Genomic DNA, 21,058 nt, shown 5'->3' with positions numbered 1-21,058 from the left:
CACCAACTAATCGCCAACCCTCCGCAGGGCATAGTAAGTGCTCCTCCCCTTGCCATGAGGTTCCAGGATACCCAACTCAACCAAGCGATTGAGATCACGCCTTCCCCCTTCATCGGAGATCCTCGTAAGTGCCCTGAACTCTCGGTTGGTAATCTTCCCGTGTTCCTTCACATACAGCACCGCCTGGATCTGGCGCTCATTCAACCTGTCGGTCCACTGGCGCTTGAATTCCAGAGTGTCGCTCTCTTGCTGATTCATCTTGGGCATTCCGACCTCCCCCTTCGGTCATCCAGTAAACCCCAAAGCCCTCTGCACTCCGTGCAACTTGCGGTCGTCCTCCACTTGTTATATTCACAATTGCCCACTATACCGAGGGTATTTTAGTGCAGAATGATGTGTGTAGCAAGGGAAATGACTTATGATGGGATGTGGAGAGAGAGGAACTGGCGGGCGTTCTCCACTTGTCTCTTCAAGGTCTGCTTGACAGAGTGCGGCTTTTTGTGTATAGTCCACGCGTCACGTGGGGGCGTAGTTCAGTTTGGTTAGAACGCCGGGCTGTCAATCCGGAGGTCGCGGGTTCAAGTCCCGTCGCTCCCGAAGCCCCGAAAGGGGCTTTTTTTCATCGGGCTGTAGCGCAGGGGCTAGCGCGCTTGGTTCGGGACCAAGAGGCCGCGGGTTCAAATCCCGCCAGCCCGAAGACGTAGACGATGTTACGGTAAAAAATACGAAGTGTGATTTCTTCTCTATGGATTGAATCATCTGGGGTGGACGAGTAGGGACGAGATGTGGAAGGGGGGAGTCCTCTCGCGTTTGTGAACCATGGAAAAACGAATTTCGGTCTGAGCGCGAAAAGTTCTTAAAGATCAAGGAAGCACCCTCTAGAAACGCGTGACTCACCTGCAGGTCGGCGGGTGTTTCTCCAGCCATTCCCTTATCAGGGCCGTTCTCTCGAGCCTCCCGAGGGTTCGATACGCATGGTATTCGTATTCCAGTGAAAGTACGGGGATCTTTCTGCCGTTCAAGCTAATCCAGCATCTATGCGGCCTCACGTCTACTGGAGACTCCCATGTACCATCAGGTAGTCGTTTCTGGATCGCCCCCATTATCTCGACTTTGACGGTACCAATCATGCACGCACCCAGATGGGAGCGGACTCGCTCCGATCTGGTGTACTCAACCGGCCGCGTGACGTATTCACTCAGGCGGGCTTCAATCTCGTAGGCGCCCTCCCCGTCGGTCTGGATATCGATATCGTGGATCTCGAGCGGAAGCCCCTGCAGAACCATCCCCAGGCTACCGGTGATCACCCAGGGATGCGGCATATCTCTCAGCCGTTCCTCTATGAGGAGGAGAACTTCGCGATACAGGGTCGGAACCATACTCGACTCTCGTGCCACGCTCTCGAACATTCACCATACCCCCCGGCTCTTTCCCTGTCAAGGAAACAAGAGTCGGTGAGCTACATGATCGAAACGAGCCTTCGAACCGATTCATCGTGCGGGCGGCTCGAGCACGTAGAGTCTGCCGTTGGGGTGGTCGGTGAGGAGAAGGATGCGGCCTGCGGGATCCTGTGCCACATCGCGCACCCTTCCCACCGTGTCCTTCAGCAGGACCTCTTCGTGGACCAGGTCATCTCCCTTCAGGACGAGGCGTCTCAGGTGGGTGCCAGCAAGGGCTCCGATGAAGAGGTCGCCCTTCCATCGGGGAAAGGCGTCTCCGGTGTAAAAGAGCATTCCGGAGGGGGCGATCGAAGGACTCCAGTAGATCACCGGCTGTTCCATGCCGGGTTTGTGGGTCCCCTCTCCTATGGGTGCCCGGGTCCCGTATTCCTTGCCGTAGGTGATGACCGGCCACCCGTAGTTTCTCCCCGGGAGGACGATGTTCACCTCGTCCCCCCCGAACGGCCCGTGTTCGTGGGCCCAGAGGATGCCCGTCTCCGGATGGACGGCAAGGCCCTGTACGTTCCGATGACCAAGGGAGTAGATGGCAGGGTGGAAGCCCGTTCTCCCCACAAAGGGGTTGTCGGAAGGAATGCTGCCGTCTCTGTTAAACCTGAGGATCTTACCGGCGGTATCGGAGGGGTCCTGCGCCCTGTCCCGCTCGCCCCTCTCTCCGGTGGAGACGAAGAGGGTACCGTCGGGGGCCCAGGCGAGGCGGGAGCCGAAGTGCCTCCCGGAGGAGGTCTTGCGTTCCATTTCCCAGAGGATGCGCACATCCTCGAGGCTCGTTCCTGAGAGACGGGCTCTCGCAAGGGCGGTGCCCGAGGTGTCGCCAGCACCCGGTGCGGAGAAGGTGAGGTAGATGTACGGCTCCTCAGGAAAAGCCGGATCCACCTCTACATCGAGGAGGCCTCCCTGGCCTGTGGCTCTCACGGCCGGAGTTCCGGTGATCCGCACCTTCTCCTCTCTGTCCACAAGCCAGAGATTCCCCTCCCGCTCGGTGATGAGCAGGCGTCCGTCGGGAAGGACTGCCATGCCCCACGGATGGGAGAAGGTGTGCGGCGTCTGTACCAGGAGGAATGTCTCTTCTTCGGAACGAACCAGGAGACCTTCCTCGGCGGCAAGAAGCACACTCCCTTCGATGAGAAGACTCACCACAATGATCCATCGAATGTTCATGTCTCACTCCTTACATTAGTAATATACTAATATTTGTGTCCCGGCACCATTCCGTTTCACCTGCATGGTCGCACACCCATGTGCACTCAGTGGGGAGTGTGGTATCCTTCCCTCCCATGAGGGTAGCGGGAATAGACGGGGGTGGGGGCGCATGGACTGTGGCGATGTGGGATGGCTCTGATGTGCGCCTCCAGAGGGTGAGCCACATCCGCGAGCTGCTCGATGTACGACCTGTCCTCGTGGGGATCGACCTGCCCATCGGCCTTCCCTCGAGGAGGGAGCCCGGCGGAAGGCGGGCCGACAGGGAGGCGAGGAGGCGCCTGGGGAGGAGGGGGGTGTGCGTCTTCAGCCCGCCGGTGAGGGAGAGCCTTTGCGCGGCCACCTACAGGGAGGCACTCGGGATAAACCGGGAGGCCGGAGGGGGGATCTCGGTGCAGTGCTTCAGGCTCTTTCCCGCGCTTCGTGAACTCGACGAGTGGATGCGAGAAGATCCCTCCCGGCAGGAGTGGGTGAAGGAGGTGCATCCCGAGCTCTCTTTCACGGCCATGAACGGAGGAAGACCGGTGGAGAAGAGCAAGCACACGCGGGAAGGGATGCGCTGCCGCATCTCGCTCCTCGATGAGGCCCTCTTTCTCCCACGGTGTGGCAGGCGCATGGAGGAGGTGGTGGGCCCCCTCCCTGTGATATGGCGCGAGCATGTGGTGGACGCGTGCGCGGTGCTCTGGAGTGCCCTGCGCATCCTGGAGGGGACTGCGGAGAGAGTTCCCGCGGAGGAGGAGCGGGATCCCTGCGGCCTCCCCGTGGAAATCTGGTACTAGTCCTCGAGCAGAAAGATCTCCACCCGACGGTTGAGGCGTCGTCCCTCTTCGGTGTGGTTCGGAGCGACCGGCTCGGTTCCCCCCTTACCCAGATAGATGAGCCTGTCGGGCTCGATCCCCCGTTTCACCAGTTCCTCCACGATGGTCTTCGCCCGGGCCACCGAGAGGGCCATCTGTCCCTGGGGCTTTCCCACATCAGCGGTATGCCCCACCACCAGGATCGTTCGGTCGGGGGCCTTCTTGAGGGCCTCTGCGAGGATGTCAAGCTTCGCCTCCTCCCCCGGGAGGAGGACGGCCTGATCGGGGAGGAAGTGGAGAGTCCGCAGGGTGATCTTTATACCTTCAGGCACCTTTTCTACCGAGTTTTCTTCACCGAGGGAGGCGAGTTCCTCTGCCGGGGAAGGGGAAGTGAGTGTGGTGGAGGGCTCTGGTGTCGCAAGAGGGGAAGGAGTGGGAGAGAGCAGGGGAGAGAGACTTTCGGAGAGGAGTGCAATGGTGGTGCCGGGCAGGAAGGGGACCACCTCCCTATACCAGATGAGGCTGAAGCCCTTCCCCGAAAGGGTAGTGCCGTCCTTATAGAGGAACCGATCGTCGAAGGTATCTTTGATGAACCTGAGTACGCCGTCCTTCGAGAGGTAGATGGTGAGCACATGACTGCCCTCGCTCTTTGCGAGCTGAGGGTCACCTTCTGGATCGTCTCCCTTGTACCTGAGACCGAACCTGGCCCACAGGACGAACACCTCCTCTCCCTCGTACGAGGTCGTCCCCTGATACCGGTACTCCACCAGGACGTTCACCCGTGTGGGCATTCCCTTGCCCTCGGGGTCCACGTACACCACCCCGGGGCCCTGCCAGGATCCCTCCAGAGGGATACCGTCCTGTGGTATGACAGGGATTCCCTGGTGAGAGGGAAAGGGGGAGGAGGGAAGGTCCATCGAATGAAGAGCGAGTGGATAGGTGTTCACATCTATGATCTCATCCACCCTCCGCGGGACGGAAGGCGCAAGATGGGTGAAGCTCTCCAGAAGGAAGGCGGTACCTCTGTAGTGGGGACCGTGGGATGAGGGGTGGACCTCGATCCGTCCTCTCATCTCTCTGTAGAGATGTCCCTGATAACGGCCGTTCCTGGTGAGGGAGTAGTTGTGCTTCTCTACGATCCGTATGACCGGAAGCTCTGAAGGCTCAGCAAGGAGAGAGAACCCCACAAGGAAGAAAAGAACGGACGAATAGGAGATGCCTCTCATGGAGAAAAGTATAGTGTGGAGAAGAAAAAAGAGAAAGGGTCGCATTGACTCACATGAAATATTTGGTTAATTTTTCAAATATGGACACCTTAAAACGTGAACTCGACGAGCGTGTAGCAAGTCGCTACAAGGAGAAAGCCGCGATCCTCAAGGCTCTCGCGCACCCCACCCGGCTCTGGATGCTGGAACAACTCGCGAGGGAATCACGATGCGTCTGTGAGTTCGTCGCTGCCCTCGATGTGGATTTCTCCACGGTCTCCAAACACCTGGCCCTTCTCAAGAGTGCAGGGCTTGTGGAGGATACCAAAGAGGGCCGACAGGTCCGCTACCGTCTTGTTGCTCCCCAGGTCGCCGGGATCCTCGCCTTGGTGGAAGATCTCCTCCAACAGAGGGCAAAGGTGCTCGAGGCATCCTCGAGCTGACTCTCTGGTGGGCGGAACCTACGGTCATCGCGATCCCCGAGGCCCCCGGCCTGTGCGGTCTACACACCACATAAAGAAGGGAGGAGCGTATGCTCAATTCGCTCGCACGACATTTGAGGGAACATCTGTTCTGGTATTCCCTTGTATCCATCGGCCTGGGCTGGATAGGAGGGCTCCTGTTTCCAGATCTTCCCCGCACACACGCGGATGTCTTCAAGACAATGGCGAACATTCTCGTGTTCCTCATGATCTATCCGATGATGATAAATCTGAGGGTGGAAAAACTCCTCGACGTGGCAAAGGATCCCAAACCTGTGCTCCTCAGCCTCTTCTACAACTTTCTCCTCACCCCCGGCCTCTCCTACCTGCTCGCCAGACTCTTTTTTCAGGGATCCCCGGATGTTGCGCTTGGGTTCTGGCTCGTCATGCTGATACCCGGCTCCTCAATGAGCCTTGGGTATACCGGCCTCACCGGGGGGAACCTCGAAGTCGGTGCCATCGCCCTGGGACTCAATTTCGTGATCGTCCCTGTCATCCTTCCGTTTCTCATGCACCTTCTCGGTAAGACGTACGAGGTCCATGTGCCTCTCGGGACACTCATATGGACGGTGGTGCTCGTGCTGCTTCTTCCCATGATCCTCGGGGACCTCACACGAAGACTCATCATACGAAAAGGGGGTCAGAAGGGATACGAGTCCCTCAAACCGCTTTTTTCCTCGGTGACAATGCTCGGCATGTTCCTGATCGTGGCCCTCATATTCTTCACAAAGGCGGAGCTTCTCACAGAAAAGTGGACCATCCTCATCCCGCTCCTTGTGGTGACGTTTCTGTATCTCCTCGTGATGTTTCCCCTCATCACATGGATCAACCGATATGTGGGCTTGAGCTATGAAGAGCATATGGGAATCGTGTTTCTGAGCACAGGAAAGAACAACGGGACGGCGATCGCCATCGCCCTCATGGGGTTCAGTCCGCTCACCGCGATCCCCGCGGCCACACTCCCCCTCTTTCAGATCGTCTTCTCGATCGCCTACGTGCTTCTCGCCCCAAAGATAAGGTCCTTTTTCGAACGGAGATGAGGGAAACACAGGCGGGTGAGATACCTCGAGAACAGGAGAGGGCGCAGGACCCGGTCCTGCGCCCTCTTTAGGTGCTGGGACTACTTTTGCGCTCTGGACTGCCCGCCGAGTACGAACTTAGTGGTACGATACGCAGTGATGATCCAGAACACCACGAGGTTGACGAGCAGGAGGAGGGAGAACGCCCTGAGCAGTTCGATCTGAGTGAGGAGAAAGAGCATCCTTGTGGCGAGGGTGTAGGCACCAAGGGGAAACGTGAATGCCCACCACCCCATGGTGTAGGGAATTCGCTCGAAAAAGGCCTTTCTGAAGGTGAGCACCAGCGAGACGATGTACCACACCACCCCGAAGCCCCACAGGAGCACGGCAAAGGCTTTGCCGAAGACGGCGAGGGCCTCAAAGGTCTCATACGACTCCGCCAGCTTTGAGAGCGAGAGAAGACCTGCCGCACCTGCGCCTACCGGTCCGAGTCCCACCCACACGGAGGGAGTCATCTGAGAGGGCGGCATCTCGTGGAAGAAGTACCGGTGAGTCACCGCTGCGTTCACAAAGAGGTAGGAGAAAAACCCGGCTCCCCACACGCCAAAGGCACCCACGAGAACGGCTTTCCCCGTGGCCGGAGAAAAGAGGGGAAGAAAAGAGGGAACACCGAGAGGGATGATGAGAAGTGCTACAGGAGGAATGAGCCAGCCGAAAGTAGAGTGGGTGATGTCGATGTGGCTGCTTATAAAGATTCGATCGAAGAAGTGGACGGCAAGGAAGAGAATGAGCGCGCTCGCACCCGCCCAGAGAGCCGCAGGCACGCTCTGAGGGATGAAGGGAAAGAACCGACCATGGAGGACCATGAGGTTGTTCACCCATACTACCACTCCCACCGGGACGGTGGGAAGGAAGACGAGCATGCCAGCATCGTCGATGAGTTTTCTGATTTTCTGCGGGGTGACAAACCACATGAGCAACCAACACGTGAGGGCATAGAGAAGGATCAGGGTATTCAGCAGAAAGAGAACGAGGGCTCCCACCGCAAACCCTCCTCCCAGTCCAGCAAGGAGGATACTCAATACCCCTGTTCCCATGACCGCCGCACCCCACGCCGGATTGAACTGTTCCACAATGCGTCGCATAGCCTGCTCCTTTGTCGAACGGTGTGTGAATAATATATAGTTATTCTAATATTCTCAACAACCCCAGATGGAAAAAACAAGTGAATGATACGCGGAGAGGCTTGACCTGTCAACAACATTTGGTTATTTTACCAATAAAGCAAACATCGGTGGCACACCGGAGACGGTTCACCGAGAATATCTGCGTGTAAGGAGTGAAAGATGGCGGCACAGTGGTATCCCATCATTGATCCCGATCGTTGTACTAATTGCAACACATGTGTGGATTTCTGTCCCCACGACGTCTTCCAGGAGGGGCCAGACCATCCTCTCGTGGCCCATCCTGAGAACTGCGTCGAGTTCTGCCGGGGATGTCAGAAAGCATGCCCCAATGAGGCGATCACCTATTTCGGTGATACAAACCAATAATATCTTCATAGGAGGAGCACTATGGGAAGAAAAGGCTTGATTCTGTGTGTATGTCAGGGGAATTGTCCCTCTTTTCAGAAGATGAACATCTTCGAGGTGGGGAATGCGATCAGGAGAGAGAAACTTGTGGACTACATTGCAATTCATCCTCAGCTTTGTGCCACAGATGGAGATGGATTCCTTACCGCTCTTCTGGAGGGTAATTCAACAGATGAACTCTACGTGGGGGCATGTGATCCTGTGATGCAACAGAAGATGTTCCGTGATGCCTTTGAGGCTTCCGGATTCGACAAAGCACATTTTCATGGTGTGGAAATTCGGAACATGGATACGAACCAAGCGGTGGAAGCCATCAAAAAGGCAATAAGCGGGTAGAAACCGTACACATGCCCCCCGGGAGGGGAACGTAGTATCATACAGATGGAGGGGACTCTTGAAAATAGCGGTCACGGCAAGGGGTGCGGGATTGGGAGCATGGCTCGACCCTGTGTTTGAAGAGGCTCGCCAGCTCCTCGTGGTGGATGAATCCGATCGATTTACTGCATGGAACACACCTCCCGATAGCCACGATCCTGAAGGTGAGGACCGGATCCGTTGGCTCGTTGATGAGGGAGCCAACGTCCTGGTTACAGGACGCTGTTCGGAGAAAACCTATCGCAGACTCCGCGAAGCAGGTATACGTGTTCTTCGAGGAGACGAGGGAGCGGTCCTCCAGGTCGTGGAGGCTGCCCGAAGAGGTGAGCTTGCCCCTCTTGATCCTGGAGAAGAGATCCGATAGGTATCACCAGAAAGTTCTTTAAGAGATGAGGTCTCTTATACCCAGGTGTGCATTTTTGTGTACTGATTATATTATTTTCTCAGCTAAGGAGTGGCACTCATATGAACTGGAAAGAGGAATGGAAATACCTTGTGGGAATCGTCGCCCTGTTTCTCTTCTTCTACTATCTTCCGGTAGGGCATGAGCGATTCGACAATGCGGTCTTCGAGGCGCTTTCGCTCGCAAAGTGGTATGCTCAGGAACACGTGATCCTTTGTCTCATCCCCGCCTTTTTCATCGCCGGCGCCATCTCGGTGTTCGTGAGCCAGACCTCGGTGATGCGGTATCTCGGGCCGTCGGCCCCCAAGGTGCTCGCCTATGGCGTGGCCTCGGTGTCGGGAACCATCCTTGCAGTCTGTTCCTGTACCGTGCTTCCCCTGTTCATGGGGATCTATCGCATGGGAGCAGGCCTCGGTCCGGCTGTGACGTTTCTCTACTCGGGACCTGCCATCAACGTGCTCGCCATCATCCTCACGGCGAGGGTGCTGGGGATGCCCACCGGCGTCGCCCGGGCCCTGGGAGCCGTGCTCTTCAGCATTGTGATAGGCCTCCTCATGCACCTCTTCTTCAGACACGACGAGGATGAGAAGTCGCGGATGGAGGCGGCCTTTGCGTACGAGGGAGGCGAGGGGCGCCCCCTCTGGCAGGAGATCCTCTTCTTCGCTGCGCTGGTCGGCATCTTGGTGAGTGCAAACTGGGCCGCTCCCTCAGGCGATGGGGGGATATGGGCCGTAATCTATCAGGCGAAGTGGCTCCTCACGTCGGCCTTCGCCCTGGGCCTCGGCCTGATGCTGGTGGTGTGGTTCGGACTCGCCTGGTGGAAGGTGGGACTGGTGGCACTTGTGACCGGTATCCTTGCGGTTGCCTTCCCGCACCATCCGGAGGCGGCCTTCGCTGTGGGTTCGGTCGGTCTTGGTCTCATCACCGCTACCGACAAGGGGCAGGCTGGTGAGTGGTTTTCGGCCACATGGGGATTCGCCAAGCAGATACTCCCCCTCTTACTGGGCGGGGTGCTCGTTGCAGGATTCCTTTTCGGACGACCGGGACACGCGGGAATCATCCCTGCTGAATGGGTGTATCAGGCGGTTGGAGGCAACTCGATCTGGTCGAACTTCTTCGCAGCAGTCTCCGGGGCCTTCATGTACTTCGCCACGCTCACCGAAGTGCCCATCCTGCAAGGACTCCTTGGCAACGGCATGGGGAACGGCCCTGCTCTGGCCCTCCTCCTCGCAGGGCCTGCGTTGAGTCTTCCCAACATGCTCGTGATTCGGAGCGTGCTGGGAACAAAGAAGACCGTGGTGTTCGTGTCGCTCGTGGTGGTGATGGCCACCATAACCGGGATGCTCTTTGGAGCCCTGGTATAATGCTGATGTCATGTATTCAACAAATCGAAGTTTTGGAGGTGCGGTTATGAAGATTCAGATTCTCGGCATGGGGTGTCCCAAATGCCAACTGCTCACTGAACGGGCCGAACAGGCGGCCCGGGAGCTGGGGCTCTCGTATGAACTGGTGAAGGTGACCGATCCGCAGGAGATCATGTCGTTCGGGGTGATGATGACCCCCGCTCTTGCAGTGAACGGAAAGGTGAAGGTGGTAGGGAAGGTCCCCGGAGTGGAGGAGCTTAAGAAAACACTTCAAACTGTATGACAAAGAAGACGGATTGTGCGGTGCCGGATTTTCGAGGACATGAAAAGAGGCCCCTCTGCGGGGCCTCTTTTGTTCTACACTGGAGGTGGCGGGAATCGAACCCGCGTCCTGAGAAGCGGCCTATAGGCCTCTACAGGTTTAGGTGCCGGTTGCTATCTCGGAAGAAAGGAGGCCCGGCACCGGCCTCTTTCTTCCCAGTCCGACGTGTGATGTCCCGCACGGCGGCCGGACACACCGTACGGTAAGCCCTGCTTTCTGTCGGACACTCCCGTGCTCAGGGCTGCGCCCGGGGTGCCCGTGGCTGCGTTACTTAGGCAGCCAGAGCAAGTTCGTCGTTGGCACTTATTGCCGTGGCAGTTTTAGGAGGTACCGCTCCACCTGCAACCTATAGACACAACCCTTCCCAGTCGAATCCTGTACACCCCCTTCATTCTCGTGTCTACTCTAACAATGCATCCGGTTCGCTGAATCGTCAAGGGGTCTACGGATGCTTGCTGTAGAGCTCGACGTTGAGCAGGGTGATCTCGGCCTGTTTTCGGATTTCCTCAGGGATGTCGAGCTGGAGAAGCTGATAGAGGACTTCCCGCGCCTGATCGAAGTCCTTGAGATGGATACACACGTTGCTGAGGGCGAAGAGCGTGAGGTAGTCCTCAGGGTTGATTTCGCGGGATTTCTCGAGACACCGGTAACTCGCCTTGAAATCCTTCATCACGTGAAGAGTGACGCCGAGGTTCCTTAGGGCCGAAGCGTGATAGGGGAAGAGTTCCACCGCCTTTTCGAAGGCCTCCTTGGCCTCTTCGAGCTTGCCTCTCCGATAACAGGCGCATCCGTACGCCTCCCAGATGTCGGGATCTTTCTCTTCCTTCTTGAGGGCGAAGGACAGGGTCTTGATGGCCTCCCCCTGCCTGCCTGACTCGGTGAAGGCCACTCCAAGCCTGTGGAGGGCCCCGGCGTGATCGGGTTCTTCATAGAGAATGTTCTGAAGGAGGGGGATCGCCTCTTCATAACGCCCCTGCTGGAGGAGGGCATCGATCTCGGAGAAATCCCATTCCTGATGACTGCTCATACAATCAATATACTCTATTTTCGTGAAAAATAAAGGGTGATCCCTTTGGACTAGTATCGCCGGAGCTCCCGGTCCATCTCTCGTTTGATGTCCCGTTCCTTGATGGCCTCTCGCTTCTCGTGCTTCTTCTTTCCCTTCGCGATACCCACGAGCACCTTGACCAGGCCCCTCTTCACGTAGAATCTGAGCGGCACCAGGGTATAGCCGCGTTCCTCGGTCTTCCGCCGGAGCTGGTGGATCTCCTCTGCATGGGCGAGGAGTTTCCTGGGTCTGAGAGGATCGTGGTTCTCTATGGTGGCGTGGCTGTAGGGGGTGATGTGAAGTCCCATGAGCCACAGCTCGTCGTTCTTCACCCGCACGTAGGCATCGCCGAACGACACCCGCCCTTCCTTGACGGACTTGACCTCGGATCCCTTGAGCTCGATCCCGCACTCGAGGGTGTCCTCTATGAGATAGTCGAAGCGGGCGCGTTTGTTCTCGCCGATCACCTTGATGTCGTTCTGTTTAGCCATCGTGCCTCCGGATGAGGATGGGTCTGAAACCCACCACGGGGCTGGTCCAGGAGGGGTGGAGCACGCCCCGCATGGGAGGCGCCAACCTGGCCTGGAGGATGCTTCCCCCACGGACGGTCCGGGAGGCCGGTTCGTCCACGCCTGCTTCGATCGCATACCAGCCGAGCACCTCATCGACAGGTGGAGCGAGCGCATAGAGCGAATAATAGGGGCCGGCCGTCCATTCCCACAGATTGCCGAGGAGTGAGGCGATGCCTCTCTTGTCTTTCGCTGCCCCGGCGAAGGGCTCCGGAGGCCGGGGGCGGCTGCTCTGGGAGATTTCTGCAAGGCCGGTGAGGCGCACTGCCCACTCCCACTCCTGCTCGGCGGGGAGTCGTACTTCGTAGTGCGCCGTGATGGAGGGGGGAAGGTAGTCCTCCAGCCACCTGCAGAAGGCCTGGGCCGCATACCAGGAGACGTAGGGGAGCGGAGCGTCTTCCTCGAGGGTGGCGTAGTCGTACAGGTAGGTCCCGTCGACGAGACCTTGTTCGACGAGGGCGGTCTTGGCCTGTGGTGACCACTCGGGATGTGCCTGGAGAAAGAGGGCATACATCCCCTTTGTGACCTCACGGTCGAGGATGTAGAAGGGGGCGATGCGCCACGGCCGGGAAGAGAGGACGCGGGCTTTCCCGTCGCCGAGGTCTTCGTTCCGACTGCTGGGGTAGAGCTCTCCACCCGGGAGTGCCCTGAAGACGAAGGGGCCATGGCCGAGGGTGTCGGGCGCGGGGGCGGGAGTGGTGATGCGGTAGGGTGAGAGCGAGGAGAGGCGCTGTTCGACATATGTATGGTAGAACGCGTTCTCCTGGTAGGTGTTCGTCATGGAAGGGGGAAGAAGAGAGGGGAGCGCGGAGAGGAGTCCGGGATGTTCCTGGAGGAGAGAGATCGCCATGCGGAGGGCGGCGAGGGGTGAGGAGGGGGTGGGTCCTGTGCGGGCCTCCGAGAGCACGAGGAGGGCTCGCGCGAGGTCCACGGCCTGATCGGTGTGGGAGAGGAAGGGGACTGCGTGCGCGAGTGCGTGAGCCGCGGCCTCTGTGAGTCGCTCCCGGTGATCCGGTACGGGGGTGGTGCGGGCGTCATCGGCGAGCCAGGTGAGGAGGGGGGGGAGCGCGTAGGTGGAGATGGGGGGCGTGGTGAGACTCCAGGAGGAGAGGGAGACGAGCACCTGGTTCACGGGAACGGCCGGATCCTCGAGGGAGAGGGATGTCCGCATTTCCACATGATGGGGGAAGAAGAGAGTGGCGAGGCGTCTTCCCCGTATCTCTACGCTCTCCACTGCCGTATCCCATCCGGGTTTCTGTACTCGCAGGGTGTGGACTCCGTCAGAAAGGAAGACCGTGCACGGGCTGGTGCCGGCGAATCCGTCGTCGAGGTATACCGAGGCCCGAGCAGGGGCGGTGATCACCGTAAGGTACGCTCCCGGGTTGAGTATCCCGGGGAGGAGGAGGAGCACGAAGAGCACGAGCGCGATGAGGAGTGCCCATACCACCGGGACATAGATCGTGGGGGGCACACCGGCGAGGGGCCTGAGTCTCACCTGGCTCTCGTCCGGGGTGGGGGCTATAGGAGGCGTGTGCCCTGCACGCTTCGATCGTCTGGACTTTTTCATCCTCCGCAGTATAGGGGTGAGGCTACCGCTTGTCAACGCTGGGGGCTTGTGATAGGGTAGGTTCCGATATTGCACGGACTTAGAAAAGGGGTACCGATGAAGGAGTTCTCATCCCGGCTCGTGGAGAAGACCGAGGCGTTACTCACCTGGAGGGCGCGACGCAAGGCGAGGAAGAAACAGCGGGAGGCTGCGATCAGGGCCAGGCGAAATACGCTCCTCAAAAAACTGGGGGGGCTGCTCAGGGAACTGGTGGAGACGGTGCTCATCGTTCTGGTGATTCAGCAGTACCTCATCCAGGCCTATGTGATCCCCTCCGGCTCCATGGAACAGACGCTCATGATCGGCGACAGGGTGATGGTGGACAAGCTCACGTTCGGTCCGGAGATCCTCCCTACCGTGGGGAAGCTGCCGGGTCTGAGCTCGCCGAAGCGGGGTGACATCGTGGTGTTCGAAAACCCCTCGTACATCAGTCCGGGGGTGGCGTTCGAGATTCTCCACCGTTTCATCTACATGATGACACTGAGCCTGGTGGACATCAATCGCGACGAACAGGGCAATCCTCGGGCTCAGCTCCTCGTGAAACGGGCGGTGGGTACGGCGGGGGACAGGGTGAGGCTCGAAAGGGGAGAGGTCTTCTACTGGTTTCCCGGCGAGGGGGGATGGATCGCCGAGCGGGCTCTCCTCGGAAAGGGGGTGAGGTTCTCCTATCGTCCCCAGCGGTTGGTGTCTCCTGACATGTACCCTCTCTTGGAGAAGGCGGCCCGGGCGGTGGTGTGGTTCTCGGAAGGGTTCACGCCCGATCTCGAAGGGCGGGCCGCCTATCAGCGGATCGCAGACAGCAAGGAACTCGTCGACTACTATGCGTTTGAGCTCTACCAGATGGGCGAACGTGCGCGGCTTCACCCCGAGGAGCACGACTATGCGCGCATCTGGTGGCAGGGGGCGATGGGGTGGTACATCCCGCCGGGAAGGCTCCTCCCTCTGGGTGACAATAGGGACAACTCGAGGGATGGTCGGTACTTCGGGACGGTCTCGCTCAGGAAGGTGCTCGGGCGGCCGATTTTCCGCTTCTGGCCGCCTGCGAGGATCGGAGGGGTGAGGTGAGAGAGCGGATCTTCGCTTCGCGTCAGGAGCGAAGACGGCAGATGAAAATCCTCTGGATCAAACGGCTCCTCCTCGTGGCGGTGTTGTTCAATCTCCTCCAGATGTGTGCCCTGCGCACCTACCGGCTCGACTCCGAGGTGATGGCGCCTCTGTATCGCCGAGGGGCCTTTCTCGTGGCGACCCCCCTCGCCTATGGGCTCGATCTGGACTGGCTCGGTGTTCCGCTCCCCCGTTGGCGTGAGCCGTCCCGGGGGGATGTGGTGGTGGCGGTGTCGCCCCTCTGGGATCCTCCGGAAGGGGCTACGGGTGGAGGGATACGGCTCCTCGACTATGTGACGGGCGGGCGTTGGATACCGGGGCCGGAATGGCGGGTCCACTATGTGGTGCTCCGGGTGGTGGGGCTCCCGGGCGAGCGGATACGGGTGCGCGACGATGTGGTGTACGTGCGAGGCGCTGACGAGAGGGGGTGGGTCTCGGAGGAGGTGCTCCTCCCGGGGATGACGCGGCTGCGGGGTGGCGGTGAGGGGCCGCCTCCGTTCGACAGGGTGATCCCGGGCCTCCAGGAGGAGATGGTGCTCGGCGAGGGTGAGTACTTCCTCGTGGGAGACAACCGGCGCCTGGTGGCGGATTCCCGGATCTTCGGGCCTTTCGAGCGGTGGCGGATACGTGCCATGGTGGTGTGGGCGCCGATCCGAGGAGGGGGGGCGGAGTGAAGCCTTTCCTCGATATGGAGTCGGTGAGGGCCATCCTCGAGGGGAGGGGGGGGTATCCAGTCTCGGTCTACGTGCATGTGCCGTTCTGTGCCCGGCGATGCCGGTACTGCGACTTCTTCAGCGTGGCGGGGGCGGGTGAGAGGGTCATGGAGGGGTACGTGGAACGGGTGCTGGAGGTGCTGGAGCAGATGTTCGTCCTCCTCCGACCGTCGGAGATTCCCACGGTGTACGTGGGTGGGGGGACGCCGAACGTGCTCCCCCTGCGGTTGTGGGAGCGGCTCCTCACGGGGGTGCGGGAGCGGGTGAGGGTGTGGGGAAGGCCTGTGGAGTGGACCGTGGAGGTGAATCCGGAGTGGGTGGATGAGGAGAAGGTAAGGGTGCTCGGAGAGGTGGGGGTGACGCGGGTGAGTTTGGGGGTGCAGGGGTTGGATGAGGGGTTTCTCCGGCTCATGGGAAGGGGGGCGGGGAGGAGGGAGGTGGAGCGCGCGGTGGAGGTGCTCGCGGGCTGGGGGGGGCGGGTGAGTGTGGATCTTCTGGCAGGGAGGCCGAGGGGGATGAGCGGGGATGTGGTGCGGGAGCTCGAGGAGGTGAGGGGATGGGGGGTGGGGCATGTGTCGGTGTACGGGCTCACGGTGGAGGAGGGGACGGTGCTGGGGGCGATGGTGAGACGGGGGGAGGTGGTGATGCCGGGCGAGGAGGAGCTGGCGGGGGAGTGGGAGGCGATCTGCAGGTGGTTCGGAGAGCGGGGGTTCGTACGCTATGAGGTGTCGAACTTTGCGTTGCCGGGCGAGGAGTGCCTCCACAACCTGCGGTACTGGAGGCTGGAGCCGTACCTGGGGGTGGGGCCCTCGGCTGTCTCGACGTTGCCGGGGAAGGAGGGGCCCGTGCGGGTGCGGCAGGTGCGGGATGTGGGGCGGTTCGTGGCAGAGGGGGGTGTGTGGGAGGAGGTGGAGGTGATCGGCCCACAGGCGTTTCTCCTGGAGTGGTTCATGATGGGGTTGCGTACGAGGGAGGGAGTGGAGGGGGAGCGGTTCCGGAGGGTGTGGGGGGTGGGGGTGGAGGAGGTGCTGGGGGAGGTGGGACGGCGCTGGTGCGGGTGGGGGGTGGCCGAGATGGGGGAGAGCGGAGTACGGCTCTCGGAGCACGGACTCGACATCCTTGACTCTCTCCTCAAGGATATCGCTATTCTCATCTGGGAAAAGCAGATAGGCAAACCGCTCTGGCCCTGAGATCGAGGCCACATTGACAGGAAGAGGCACTCGTGTTATGGTGATCATCATAGAGATTCGTTTCTACGAATGAACTTCATCACATCCAACAGGAGTCACGATGTCAGGACATAGTAAATGGGCGACGATCCGGCACAAGAAGGCCGCGATGGACGCCAAGCGTGGTAAGGTCTTCACAAAACTCATCAAGGAGATCTCGGTAGCAGCTCGGACAGGAGGTGGAGATCCTGAGGCCAATCCCCGACTCCGCACGGCGATCCTCAAGGCAAAAGCCGCCAACATGCCCAAGGAAAACATAGAGCGGGCCATCAAGAAAGGGACGGGGGAACTCGAAGGAGCGGACTACACCGAAATCGTCTACGAGGCCTACGGACCGGGGGGAGTTGCCATCATCATCGAAGCCCTCACCGACAACAAGAACCGCACGGCTTCGGAGGTGAGGCACATCCTGTCCAAGCACGGTGGATCGTTGGGAGAAACCGGGTGTGTCTCCTACCTCTTCAAAAAGCGGGGCCTCATCACCTTCGATGCGACAAAATACACCGAGGATGAGATCATCGAGGCAGCGTTGGAAGCAGGGGCCGAGGACGTCTCCTCCGACGGGGAAGTGATAGAGGTACTCACCGACCCCTCGTCTTTCGAGGAAGTCCAGCAGGGCCTCACGGAGAAAGGGTTCGAATATGAGACCGCCGAGATAAGCCTCATCCCGGACGCCCGTATCACCGTGGACAAGGAGACGGCGGAGAAGGTGCTCAGGCTCATCGAGGCGCTCGAGGACAACGATGACGTCCAATCGGTCTCCACGAACCTGGAACTCCCCGACGACATGACTGTGGAATGAAGCGTTATCTGGGGATCGATCCCGGCCTTGCCACTACCGGCTACGGAGTGATAGAGACCGACGGTCGAGGACATAAATATATCATCGCCGGTACCATCAGGACGTCTTCCGGCCACACCCAGTCCGAACGACTGCTGAAGATTTTCCGCCACGTGCAGGAGCTCCTCCTGAAGTATGAGCCCGAGGCCATCATCATGGAGGAGCTTTTCTTCGCCCGTAATACCACCAGCGCCTTCTATGTGGCCCAGGCCATGGGGGTGGTTTCACTCGCCGCGGCCATGGAGGACATCCCCGTCTATACCTACGCACCCCAGATGGTGAAACAAGCCATCGTAGGCCATGGCAGAGCGGATAAGGCGGAAATCCAACGCTTCCTCAGACTCCTGCTCAACCTTCCGGACACAAAAATGTCGGATCACGCCTCCGATGCCTTGGCCATCGCACTCTGCCACGTGCACCAGCATGGCACACCCTTCGCCACCCAGGGAGAGGAAGATGCTCTATAGTGTGAGAGGTGTCTATAGAGGCGTCGATGGAGAAAAGGTGCTCATCGAAACCGGGGGGCTCACCTGGGAAATAGACGTGCCGAGCAGTATCCTCTCGCAGCTCCCTGAACCCGGGGATTCGCTCCTCCTCTATGTGTACCTCTACCACAGGGAGGATGTCCTTTCCCTGATCGGTTTCGCATCGAGGGAAGAACGCAGGCTCTTTCTGGATCTCCTCAAGGTACAAGGGGTCGGGCCGCGACAGGCCCTGCGTATCATCTCCTCCGTTCCGGTACCGATCTTCCGGGAAATCATCCAGAACGAGGATCTCGCTCGACTGGCGAAGACCCCGGGAATAGGGAAAAAAACGGCTCAGAAGCTGCTTCTCACCCTGAAGGGCAGCTATGTGAAACAGGGGCCAGGTGGGACGGAAAAAGCCGGACCGCATCGAGAACTCGTGGAAGCCTTGGCGGAAATGGGGTTCGACAGATCGCGCGCCGAGAGCGTGCTCCCGGATATCATCCAGGAAGTTTCCGGAGGGGAGAGCGTAGAGGGGAAAGAACAAGAGATACTGCGAAGAGCGATCATCAGGTTGAGCGAATGACCCAGAGCATCGGCTTGTCGTACCTTCAGCCACGAGGTAGGATGGAGATATGGACCACACCCTCTCACCGTTGAAACGAGAGGAGGATGCGCAGGAGGAGCGTCTCCGTCCTCTCTCTCTCTCGGAGTTCCAGGGCAAAGAGGAAATCAAGGAGAACCTCAAGGTATTCATCCGTGCCGCCAGACAACGTGGGGAAGCACTCGATCACGTCTTCCTCAGTGGGCCGCCCGGCCTTGGGAAGACCACCCTTGGAAGTATCATCGCCCACGAGTTGGGGGTCGAACTCAGAATCACGTCCGCCCCGGCTCTCGAAAAACCCAAGGATCTGGCAGGGATACTCACCACTCTCAGTCCTCGAAGCGTGCTCTTCATCGACGAGATACACAGGCTCAAACCAGCCATTGAAGAGATGCTCTATGTGGCGATGGAGGATTATGTCATCGACTGGATCATAGGGCAAGGTCCTTCGGCACGGACCGTGAGAATACCCGTACCCCCGTTCACCCTCGTTGGGGCCACGACCAAGGCCGGAAAACTGGCGACGCCCCTTGTCTCACGATTCGGCATAACATTTCACTTTAACTTGTATGAAAAAGAAGACATAATCAAGGTTCTCCGCCGTTCCGCCCGTATCCTCGGGTTGAGCGTGGAGGAACCTGCATTCGATCTCCTTTCTTCGTGTTCCCGTGGAACCCCTCGGATCGCCAATAGGATGCTCCGGAGGGCGCGAGATTTCGCAGAGGTCTACGGGAAAGGCGTGATCACCCCTCAGATCGTACGACTCACCATGGATCGCCTGGGCATCGATGAGGCCGGTCTCGAGGCACACGACAGGCGCATACTCGACACCATCATCACGAAGTTCGACGGAGGCCCGGTAGGTGCGGAATCCCTCGCCATCGCCCTTGGAGAAAGTGTGGATACACTCGAGGACTTCTATGAGCCCTACTTGATTCAGTGCGGTTTTCTCCAGAGGACCCCTCGTGGACGCATAGTCACCCCTCGAGGATATGACCATCTCAACATCCCGCCCAGAGGAAAAGACAGCGACGATGAAACTCAAAGATTTCTATTTTGATCTTCCTGAAGATCTCATCGCCCAACATCCGTCTCAGCGAAGGGAAGATGCCCGCCTCATGGTGGTCCACAGGGAAACGGGCCGGATCGAACACTCGTACGTGAGGGAGCTTCCCTTGATCCTCCCTCCCTCATGTCTCGTATTCAACGATACCCGGGTGAGGAAGAGTCGCATCCTGGCCACGAGGAGAGATTCAGGAGGAAAGGTCGAGATCCTTCTCCTCGAGGAAGTCGAACCCTCTCTGTGGAAGGCACTGGTTTCCCGGACCAGACGACAACGGGCAGGTGTGGTCTACGACCTTCCCGGTGGACGGGAAGCGGAAATCGTAGGTATGGAAGACGGACTCCGTCTTGTCCGCATCTCTCCCCCCATCGACGAGGCCTATCTCGATCGACACGGCCACGTCCCTCTTCCTCCGTATATCAAACGAGCGGATCTCCCTGAGGATGAGGAACGATACCAGACGGTATTCGCCCGACACCCGGGATCAGCGGCCGCCCCCACTGCGGGACTCCACTTCACCCCTGCTCTGATGGATGAATTGAAGTCGCGTCACACCGTAACCTTCCTCACGCTCCACGTGGGACTGGGCACCTTCCAGCCGGTGAGGACCGAAAACGTGGAGGAGCACAGGATGCATACGGAGAGATTTCATATCTCAGAAGAAACCGCACGGGTCATAGAAAGCGCAAAAAGCCGACACATCCCTGTGTGTGCAGTGGGGACCACATCGACAAGGGCTCTCGAGTCCGCCTGGGAGCATGGAAGACTCAAACGTGGATGGCAAGAAACTTCGCTCTATATCTATCCGGGGTATACCTTCAAAGTGATCGATCACCTTTTCACCAATTTCCACACCCCCGGCTCTTCCTTGATCCTTCTGGTCTCCGCCTTCCTCGGCAAGGACCTCCTTCTAGAGGCCTACAGGAAGGCGATAGAGCATCGCTATCGCTTCTTTTCCTATGGCGACGCCATGCTCATCATCTAGCTCTCAGTAGGTGTGCTCATCCATGGCGAGGAAGGCCTCGCGTACCGATTGGAGGCGGGTGAGATGCTCGCCGATGATCTCTTGGTAATCGAGTTCCCCGCTCGCTATCCTGACTCGCTCATCGGCCCAGTACTGTATCTCCGGGAGGAAGAGATACGATAATGGCTCTGCCTTTTCCGCCCATCTCCTCGCTTCTTCCCAGTACACCAGTGCGTACCGATAGAGTGCCTCTGCCTTGTCCAGACTCTCGAGGTTCTGCTCTTTCCACGGAGCGTTGTAGAAATAGGCAACCTGCTTGTCGTATTTGGAGCCCCAGAGGAGGTATTGCTCCACAAGCTTGAGACTCACGTGCATGGAAAAGAGGTAGCGGTAGTACTCCCATTCGGTGGGATTCCCGATCCTCGCAAGGGCATTCAGAGGATTGGCGAAGTCCGCCCGCAAGGCCTGCTCGAGATAGTAGATATTCTCGGCACAGCGTTCCGGGTATTGATAGAAATGGAGGTGAAAGAGCCGGTACCATTGTTCAGCGTACAGTACCTTGTACCCGTGGATGGGAAGGATGCTCACGAGGAAGAGGAGGAGGGAAACTACCGTCCTATGCCACCGTTTCTTCATA

25 protein-coding genes, 2 tRNA genes and 1 other RNA gene are annotated in these 21,058 nt (G+C 58.9%); 18 read left to right on the top strand and 10 right to left on the bottom strand.

The genetic code is table 11. The annotated features are described in order from the left end of the window. Positions 1–6: 6 nt before the first annotated feature. The gene (locus SPITH_RS06010) at positions 7–267 is read right to left on the bottom strand and encodes a DeoR family transcriptional regulator (protein WP_041624045.1); all 261 of its coding nucleotides are present in this window, start codon (positions 265–267) and stop codon (positions 7–9) included. 255 nt (positions 268–522) lie between these two features. On the opposite strand from SPITH_RS06010, the gene SPITH_RS06005 reads away from it, so the two are divergent. Together SPITH_RS06005 and SPITH_RS06000 are read left to right on the top strand one after the other, a co-directional pair. Continuing rightward, positions 523–597: transfer RNA gene (locus SPITH_RS06005), tRNA-Asp, on the top strand. A gap of 26 nt (positions 598–623) precedes the next feature. Beyond that, positions 624–696 (top strand) — tRNA-Pro (locus tag SPITH_RS06000). Positions 697–893: 197 nt separating this feature from the next. Here SPITH_RS06000 and SPITH_RS05995 read toward each other — a convergent pair. After that, positions 894–1,379, bottom strand: coding sequence for a nucleotidyltransferase domain-containing protein (locus SPITH_RS05995; protein WP_041624044.1), 486 nt, complete (start codon positions 1,377–1,379; stop codon positions 894–896). 111 nt (positions 1,380–1,490) lie between these two features. Next, on the bottom strand, positions 1,491–2,618 hold the full coding sequence (locus SPITH_RS05990) for a PQQ-dependent sugar dehydrogenase (RefSeq protein ID WP_014624797.1): 1,128 nt from the start codon (positions 2,616–2,618) through the stop codon (positions 1,491–1,493). Between the two features lie 116 nt (positions 2,619–2,734). Between SPITH_RS05990 and SPITH_RS05985 the strand changes: the two genes are divergently transcribed. Next, positions 2,735–3,436: a DUF429 domain-containing protein gene (locus SPITH_RS05985; RefSeq protein ID WP_014624796.1), complete on the top strand. Its 702-nt coding sequence runs from the start codon at positions 2,735–2,737 to the stop codon at positions 3,434–3,436. Here the strand turns inward: SPITH_RS05985 and SPITH_RS05980 are convergent. Next, positions 3,433–4,680 (bottom strand): OmpA family protein, encoded by a 1,248-nt coding sequence (locus SPITH_RS05980; RefSeq protein ID WP_155816514.1) that lies wholly within the window; start codon positions 4,678–4,680, stop codon positions 3,433–3,435. The genes SPITH_RS05985 and SPITH_RS05980 overlap by 4 nt on opposite strands. An 80-nt stretch (positions 4,681–4,760) precedes the next feature. Between SPITH_RS05980 and SPITH_RS05975 the strand changes: the two genes are divergently transcribed. Continuing rightward, a complete protein-coding gene (locus SPITH_RS05975) occupies positions 4,761–5,102 on the top strand; it encodes an ArsR/SmtB family transcription factor (RefSeq protein ID WP_052296264.1) in 342 nt (113 codons plus the stop codon). Positions 5,103–5,191: 89 nt separating this feature from the next. Further along, positions 5,192–6,181, top strand: a complete 990-nt coding sequence (locus tag SPITH_RS05970; RefSeq protein WP_014624793.1) for an arsenic resistance protein — start codon at positions 5,192–5,194, stop codon at positions 6,179–6,181. Positions 6,182–6,261: 80 nt separating this feature from the next. On the opposite strand, the gene SPITH_RS05965 is transcribed toward SPITH_RS05970, so the two are convergent. Then, on the bottom strand, positions 6,262–7,305 hold the full coding sequence (locus tag SPITH_RS05965; RefSeq protein WP_014624792.1) for an SLAC1 family transporter: 1,044 nt from the start codon (positions 7,303–7,305) through the stop codon (positions 6,262–6,264). A 201-nt stretch (positions 7,306–7,506) separates the two neighbouring features. Here SPITH_RS05965 and SPITH_RS12905 point away from each other — a divergent pair, with 201 nt between their 5' ends. From SPITH_RS12905 to SPITH_RS05945, 5 genes are all read left to right on the top strand, one after another. Continuing rightward, entirely contained in the window at positions 7,507–7,713 is a 207-nt protein-coding gene (locus SPITH_RS12905; RefSeq protein ID WP_014624791.1) for a 4Fe-4S dicluster domain-containing protein, read from the top strand. A gap of 21 nt (positions 7,714–7,734) precedes the next feature. Further along, positions 7,735–8,088 (top strand): hypothetical protein, encoded by a 354-nt coding sequence (locus SPITH_RS05960; RefSeq protein WP_014624790.1) that lies wholly within the window; start codon positions 7,735–7,737, stop codon positions 8,086–8,088. 58 nt (positions 8,089–8,146) lie between these two features. Continuing rightward, positions 8,147–8,491, top strand: coding sequence for a NifB/NifX family molybdenum-iron cluster-binding protein (locus tag SPITH_RS05955; RefSeq protein WP_014624789.1), 345 nt, complete (start codon positions 8,147–8,149; stop codon positions 8,489–8,491). 101 nt (positions 8,492–8,592) lie between these two features. Continuing rightward, entirely contained in the window at positions 8,593–9,894 is a 1,302-nt protein-coding gene (locus tag SPITH_RS05950; RefSeq protein WP_014624788.1) for a permease, read from the top strand. Between the two features lie 46 nt (positions 9,895–9,940). Next, positions 9,941–10,177, top strand: a complete 237-nt coding sequence (locus tag SPITH_RS05945; RefSeq protein ID WP_014624787.1) for a thioredoxin family protein — start codon at positions 9,941–9,943, stop codon at positions 10,175–10,177. A 77-nt stretch (positions 10,178–10,254) separates the two neighbouring features. Here the strand turns inward: SPITH_RS05945 and ssrA are convergent. The 4 genes from ssrA to SPITH_RS05930 all read right to left on the bottom strand — a co-directional run bounded on the left by ssrA (position 10,255) and on the right by SPITH_RS05930 (position 13,400). Beyond that, positions 10,255–10,603: a transfer-messenger RNA gene (gene ssrA, locus SPITH_RS11965) on the bottom strand. Between the two features lie 55 nt (positions 10,604–10,658). Beyond that, the gene (locus tag SPITH_RS05940) at positions 10,659–11,243 is read right to left on the bottom strand and encodes a tetratricopeptide repeat protein (RefSeq protein ID WP_014624786.1); all 585 of its coding nucleotides are present in this window, start codon (positions 11,241–11,243) and stop codon (positions 10,659–10,661) included. Between the two features lie 50 nt (positions 11,244–11,293). Beyond that, a complete protein-coding gene (gene smpB / locus SPITH_RS05935) occupies positions 11,294–11,755 on the bottom strand; it encodes an SsrA-binding protein SmpB (RefSeq protein ID WP_014624785.1) in 462 nt (153 codons plus the stop codon). Continuing rightward, the gene (locus SPITH_RS05930) at positions 11,748–13,400 is read right to left on the bottom strand and encodes an SUMF1/EgtB/PvdO family nonheme iron enzyme (RefSeq protein WP_014624784.1); all 1,653 of its coding nucleotides are present in this window, start codon (positions 13,398–13,400) and stop codon (positions 11,748–11,750) included. Before SPITH_RS05930 ends, smpB begins: the two co-directional genes overlap by 8 nt. 96 nt (positions 13,401–13,496) lie before the next feature. Between SPITH_RS05930 and lepB (SPITH_RS05925) the strand changes: the two genes are divergently transcribed. The 8 genes from lepB (SPITH_RS05925) to queA all read left to right on the top strand — a co-directional run bounded on the left by lepB (SPITH_RS05925) (position 13,497) and on the right by queA (position 20,442). Then, on the top strand, positions 13,497–14,504 hold the full coding sequence (gene lepB / locus SPITH_RS05925; protein WP_014624783.1) for a signal peptidase I: 1,008 nt from the start codon (positions 13,497–13,499) through the stop codon (positions 14,502–14,504). Continuing rightward, positions 14,501–15,217 carry a signal peptidase I gene (lepB, locus tag SPITH_RS05920; protein ID WP_014624782.1) on the top strand — a complete coding sequence of 239 codons (717 nt, stop codon included), beginning with the start codon at positions 14,501–14,503 and terminating at the stop codon, positions 15,215–15,217. Before lepB (SPITH_RS05925) ends, lepB (SPITH_RS05920) begins: the two co-directional genes overlap by 4 nt. Beyond that, positions 15,214–16,446, top strand: a complete 1,233-nt coding sequence (locus SPITH_RS05915) for a coproporphyrinogen-III oxidase family protein (protein WP_014624781.1) — start codon at positions 15,214–15,216, stop codon at positions 16,444–16,446. Before lepB (SPITH_RS05920) ends, SPITH_RS05915 begins: the two co-directional genes overlap by 4 nt. 100 nt (positions 16,447–16,546) lie before the next feature. Next, complete coding sequence (locus tag SPITH_RS05910; RefSeq protein ID WP_014624780.1) at positions 16,547–17,287, top strand: YebC/PmpR family DNA-binding transcriptional regulator; 741 nt, start codon at positions 16,547–16,549, stop codon at positions 17,285–17,287. Beyond that, positions 17,284–17,793, top strand: coding sequence for a crossover junction endodeoxyribonuclease RuvC (gene ruvC, locus SPITH_RS05905; RefSeq protein ID WP_014624779.1), 510 nt, complete (start codon positions 17,284–17,286; stop codon positions 17,791–17,793). Before SPITH_RS05910 ends, ruvC begins: the two co-directional genes overlap by 4 nt. Continuing rightward, complete coding sequence (ruvA, locus tag SPITH_RS05900; RefSeq protein ID WP_014624778.1) at positions 17,783–18,376, top strand: Holliday junction branch migration protein RuvA; 594 nt, start codon at positions 17,783–17,785, stop codon at positions 18,374–18,376. Before ruvC ends, ruvA begins: the two co-directional genes overlap by 11 nt. A gap of 49 nt (positions 18,377–18,425) precedes the next feature. Next, positions 18,426–19,454 carry a Holliday junction branch migration DNA helicase RuvB gene (ruvB, locus tag SPITH_RS05895; RefSeq protein ID WP_014624777.1) on the top strand — a complete coding sequence of 343 codons (1,029 nt, stop codon included), beginning with the start codon at positions 18,426–18,428 and terminating at the stop codon, positions 19,452–19,454. Then, positions 19,429–20,442: a tRNA preQ1(34) S-adenosylmethionine ribosyltransferase-isomerase QueA gene (gene queA / locus SPITH_RS05890; RefSeq protein ID WP_014624776.1), complete on the top strand. Its 1,014-nt coding sequence runs from the start codon at positions 19,429–19,431 to the stop codon at positions 20,440–20,442. The genes ruvB and queA overlap by 26 nt, the downstream gene beginning before the upstream one ends. A 3-nt stretch (positions 20,443–20,445) precedes the next feature. Here queA and SPITH_RS05885 read toward each other — a convergent pair whose 3' ends face one another. Next, positions 20,446–21,057 carry a hypothetical protein gene (locus SPITH_RS05885; protein ID WP_014624775.1) on the bottom strand — a complete coding sequence of 204 codons (612 nt, stop codon included), beginning with the start codon at positions 21,055–21,057 and terminating at the stop codon, positions 20,446–20,448. Position 21,058: the final 1 nt, after the last annotated feature.

Origin of the sequence: Spirochaeta thermophila DSM 6578 (assembly GCF_000184345.1) — a bacterium.
Taxonomy (GTDB): Bacteria; Spirochaetota; Spirochaetia; order Winmispirales; family Winmispiraceae; genus Winmispira; species Winmispira thermophila.
The sequence above is the reverse complement of the archived record's forward strand: the minus strand, read 5'-3'. Positions and strand labels throughout refer to the sequence as shown.

Coding starts and splice junctions, on each gene's coding strand:
- SPITH_RS05985 (WP_014624796.1), top strand. CDS start 2,735: ATGAGGGTAGCGGGAATAGACGGGGGTGGGGGCGCATGGACTGTGGCG.
- smpB (WP_014624785.1), bottom strand. CDS start 11,755: ATGGCTAAACAGAACGACATCAAGGTGATCGGCGAGAACAAACGCGCC.
- SPITH_RS05980 (WP_155816514.1), bottom strand. CDS start 4,680: ATGAGAGGCATCTCCTATTCGTCCGTTCTTTTCTTCCTTGTGGGGTTC.
- SPITH_RS05970 (WP_014624793.1), top strand. CDS start 5,192: ATGCTCAATTCGCTCGCACGACATTTGAGGGAACATCTGTTCTGGTAT.
- SPITH_RS05975 (WP_052296264.1), top strand. CDS start 4,761: ATGGACACCTTAAAACGTGAACTCGACGAGCGTGTAGCAAGTCGCTAC.
- SPITH_RS05960 (WP_014624790.1), top strand. CDS start 7,735: ATGGGAAGAAAAGGCTTGATTCTGTGTGTATGTCAGGGGAATTGTCCC.
- SPITH_RS05950 (WP_014624788.1), top strand. CDS start 8,593: ATGAACTGGAAAGAGGAATGGAAATACCTTGTGGGAATCGTCGCCCTG.
- queA (WP_014624776.1), top strand. CDS start 19,429: ATGAAACTCAAAGATTTCTATTTTGATCTTCCTGAAGATCTCATCGCC.
- SPITH_RS05930 (WP_014624784.1), bottom strand. CDS start 13,400: ATGAAAAAGTCCAGACGATCGAAGCGTGCAGGGCACACGCCTCCTATA.
- SPITH_RS05965 (WP_014624792.1), bottom strand. CDS start 7,305: ATGCGACGCATTGTGGAACAGTTCAATCCGGCGTGGGGTGCGGCGGTC.
- SPITH_RS05940 (WP_014624786.1), bottom strand. CDS start 11,243: ATGAGCAGTCATCAGGAATGGGATTTCTCCGAGATCGATGCCCTCCTC.
- lepB (WP_014624783.1), top strand. CDS start 13,497: ATGAAGGAGTTCTCATCCCGGCTCGTGGAGAAGACCGAGGCGTTACTC.
- SPITH_RS05945 (WP_014624787.1), top strand. CDS start 9,941: ATGAAGATTCAGATTCTCGGCATGGGGTGTCCCAAATGCCAACTGCTC.
- ruvB (WP_014624777.1), top strand. CDS start 18,426: ATGGACCACACCCTCTCACCGTTGAAACGAGAGGAGGATGCGCAGGAG.
- ruvC (WP_014624779.1), top strand. CDS start 17,284: ATGAAGCGTTATCTGGGGATCGATCCCGGCCTTGCCACTACCGGCTAC.
- SPITH_RS12905 (WP_014624791.1), top strand. CDS start 7,507: ATGGCGGCACAGTGGTATCCCATCATTGATCCCGATCGTTGTACTAAT.
- SPITH_RS05885 (WP_014624775.1), bottom strand. CDS start 21,057: ATGAAGAAACGGTGGCATAGGACGGTAGTTTCCCTCCTCCTCTTCCTC.
- SPITH_RS05910 (WP_014624780.1), top strand. CDS start 16,547: ATGTCAGGACATAGTAAATGGGCGACGATCCGGCACAAGAAGGCCGCG.
- ruvA (WP_014624778.1), top strand. CDS start 17,783: ATGCTCTATAGTGTGAGAGGTGTCTATAGAGGCGTCGATGGAGAAAAG.
- SPITH_RS05990 (WP_014624797.1), bottom strand. CDS start 2,618: ATGAACATTCGATGGATCATTGTGGTGAGTCTTCTCATCGAAGGGAGT.
- SPITH_RS06010 (WP_041624045.1), bottom strand. CDS start 267: ATGCCCAAGATGAATCAGCAAGAGAGCGACACTCTGGAATTCAAGCGC.
- SPITH_RS05995 (WP_041624044.1), bottom strand. CDS start 1,379: ATGGTTCCGACCCTGTATCGCGAAGTTCTCCTCCTCATAGAGGAACGG.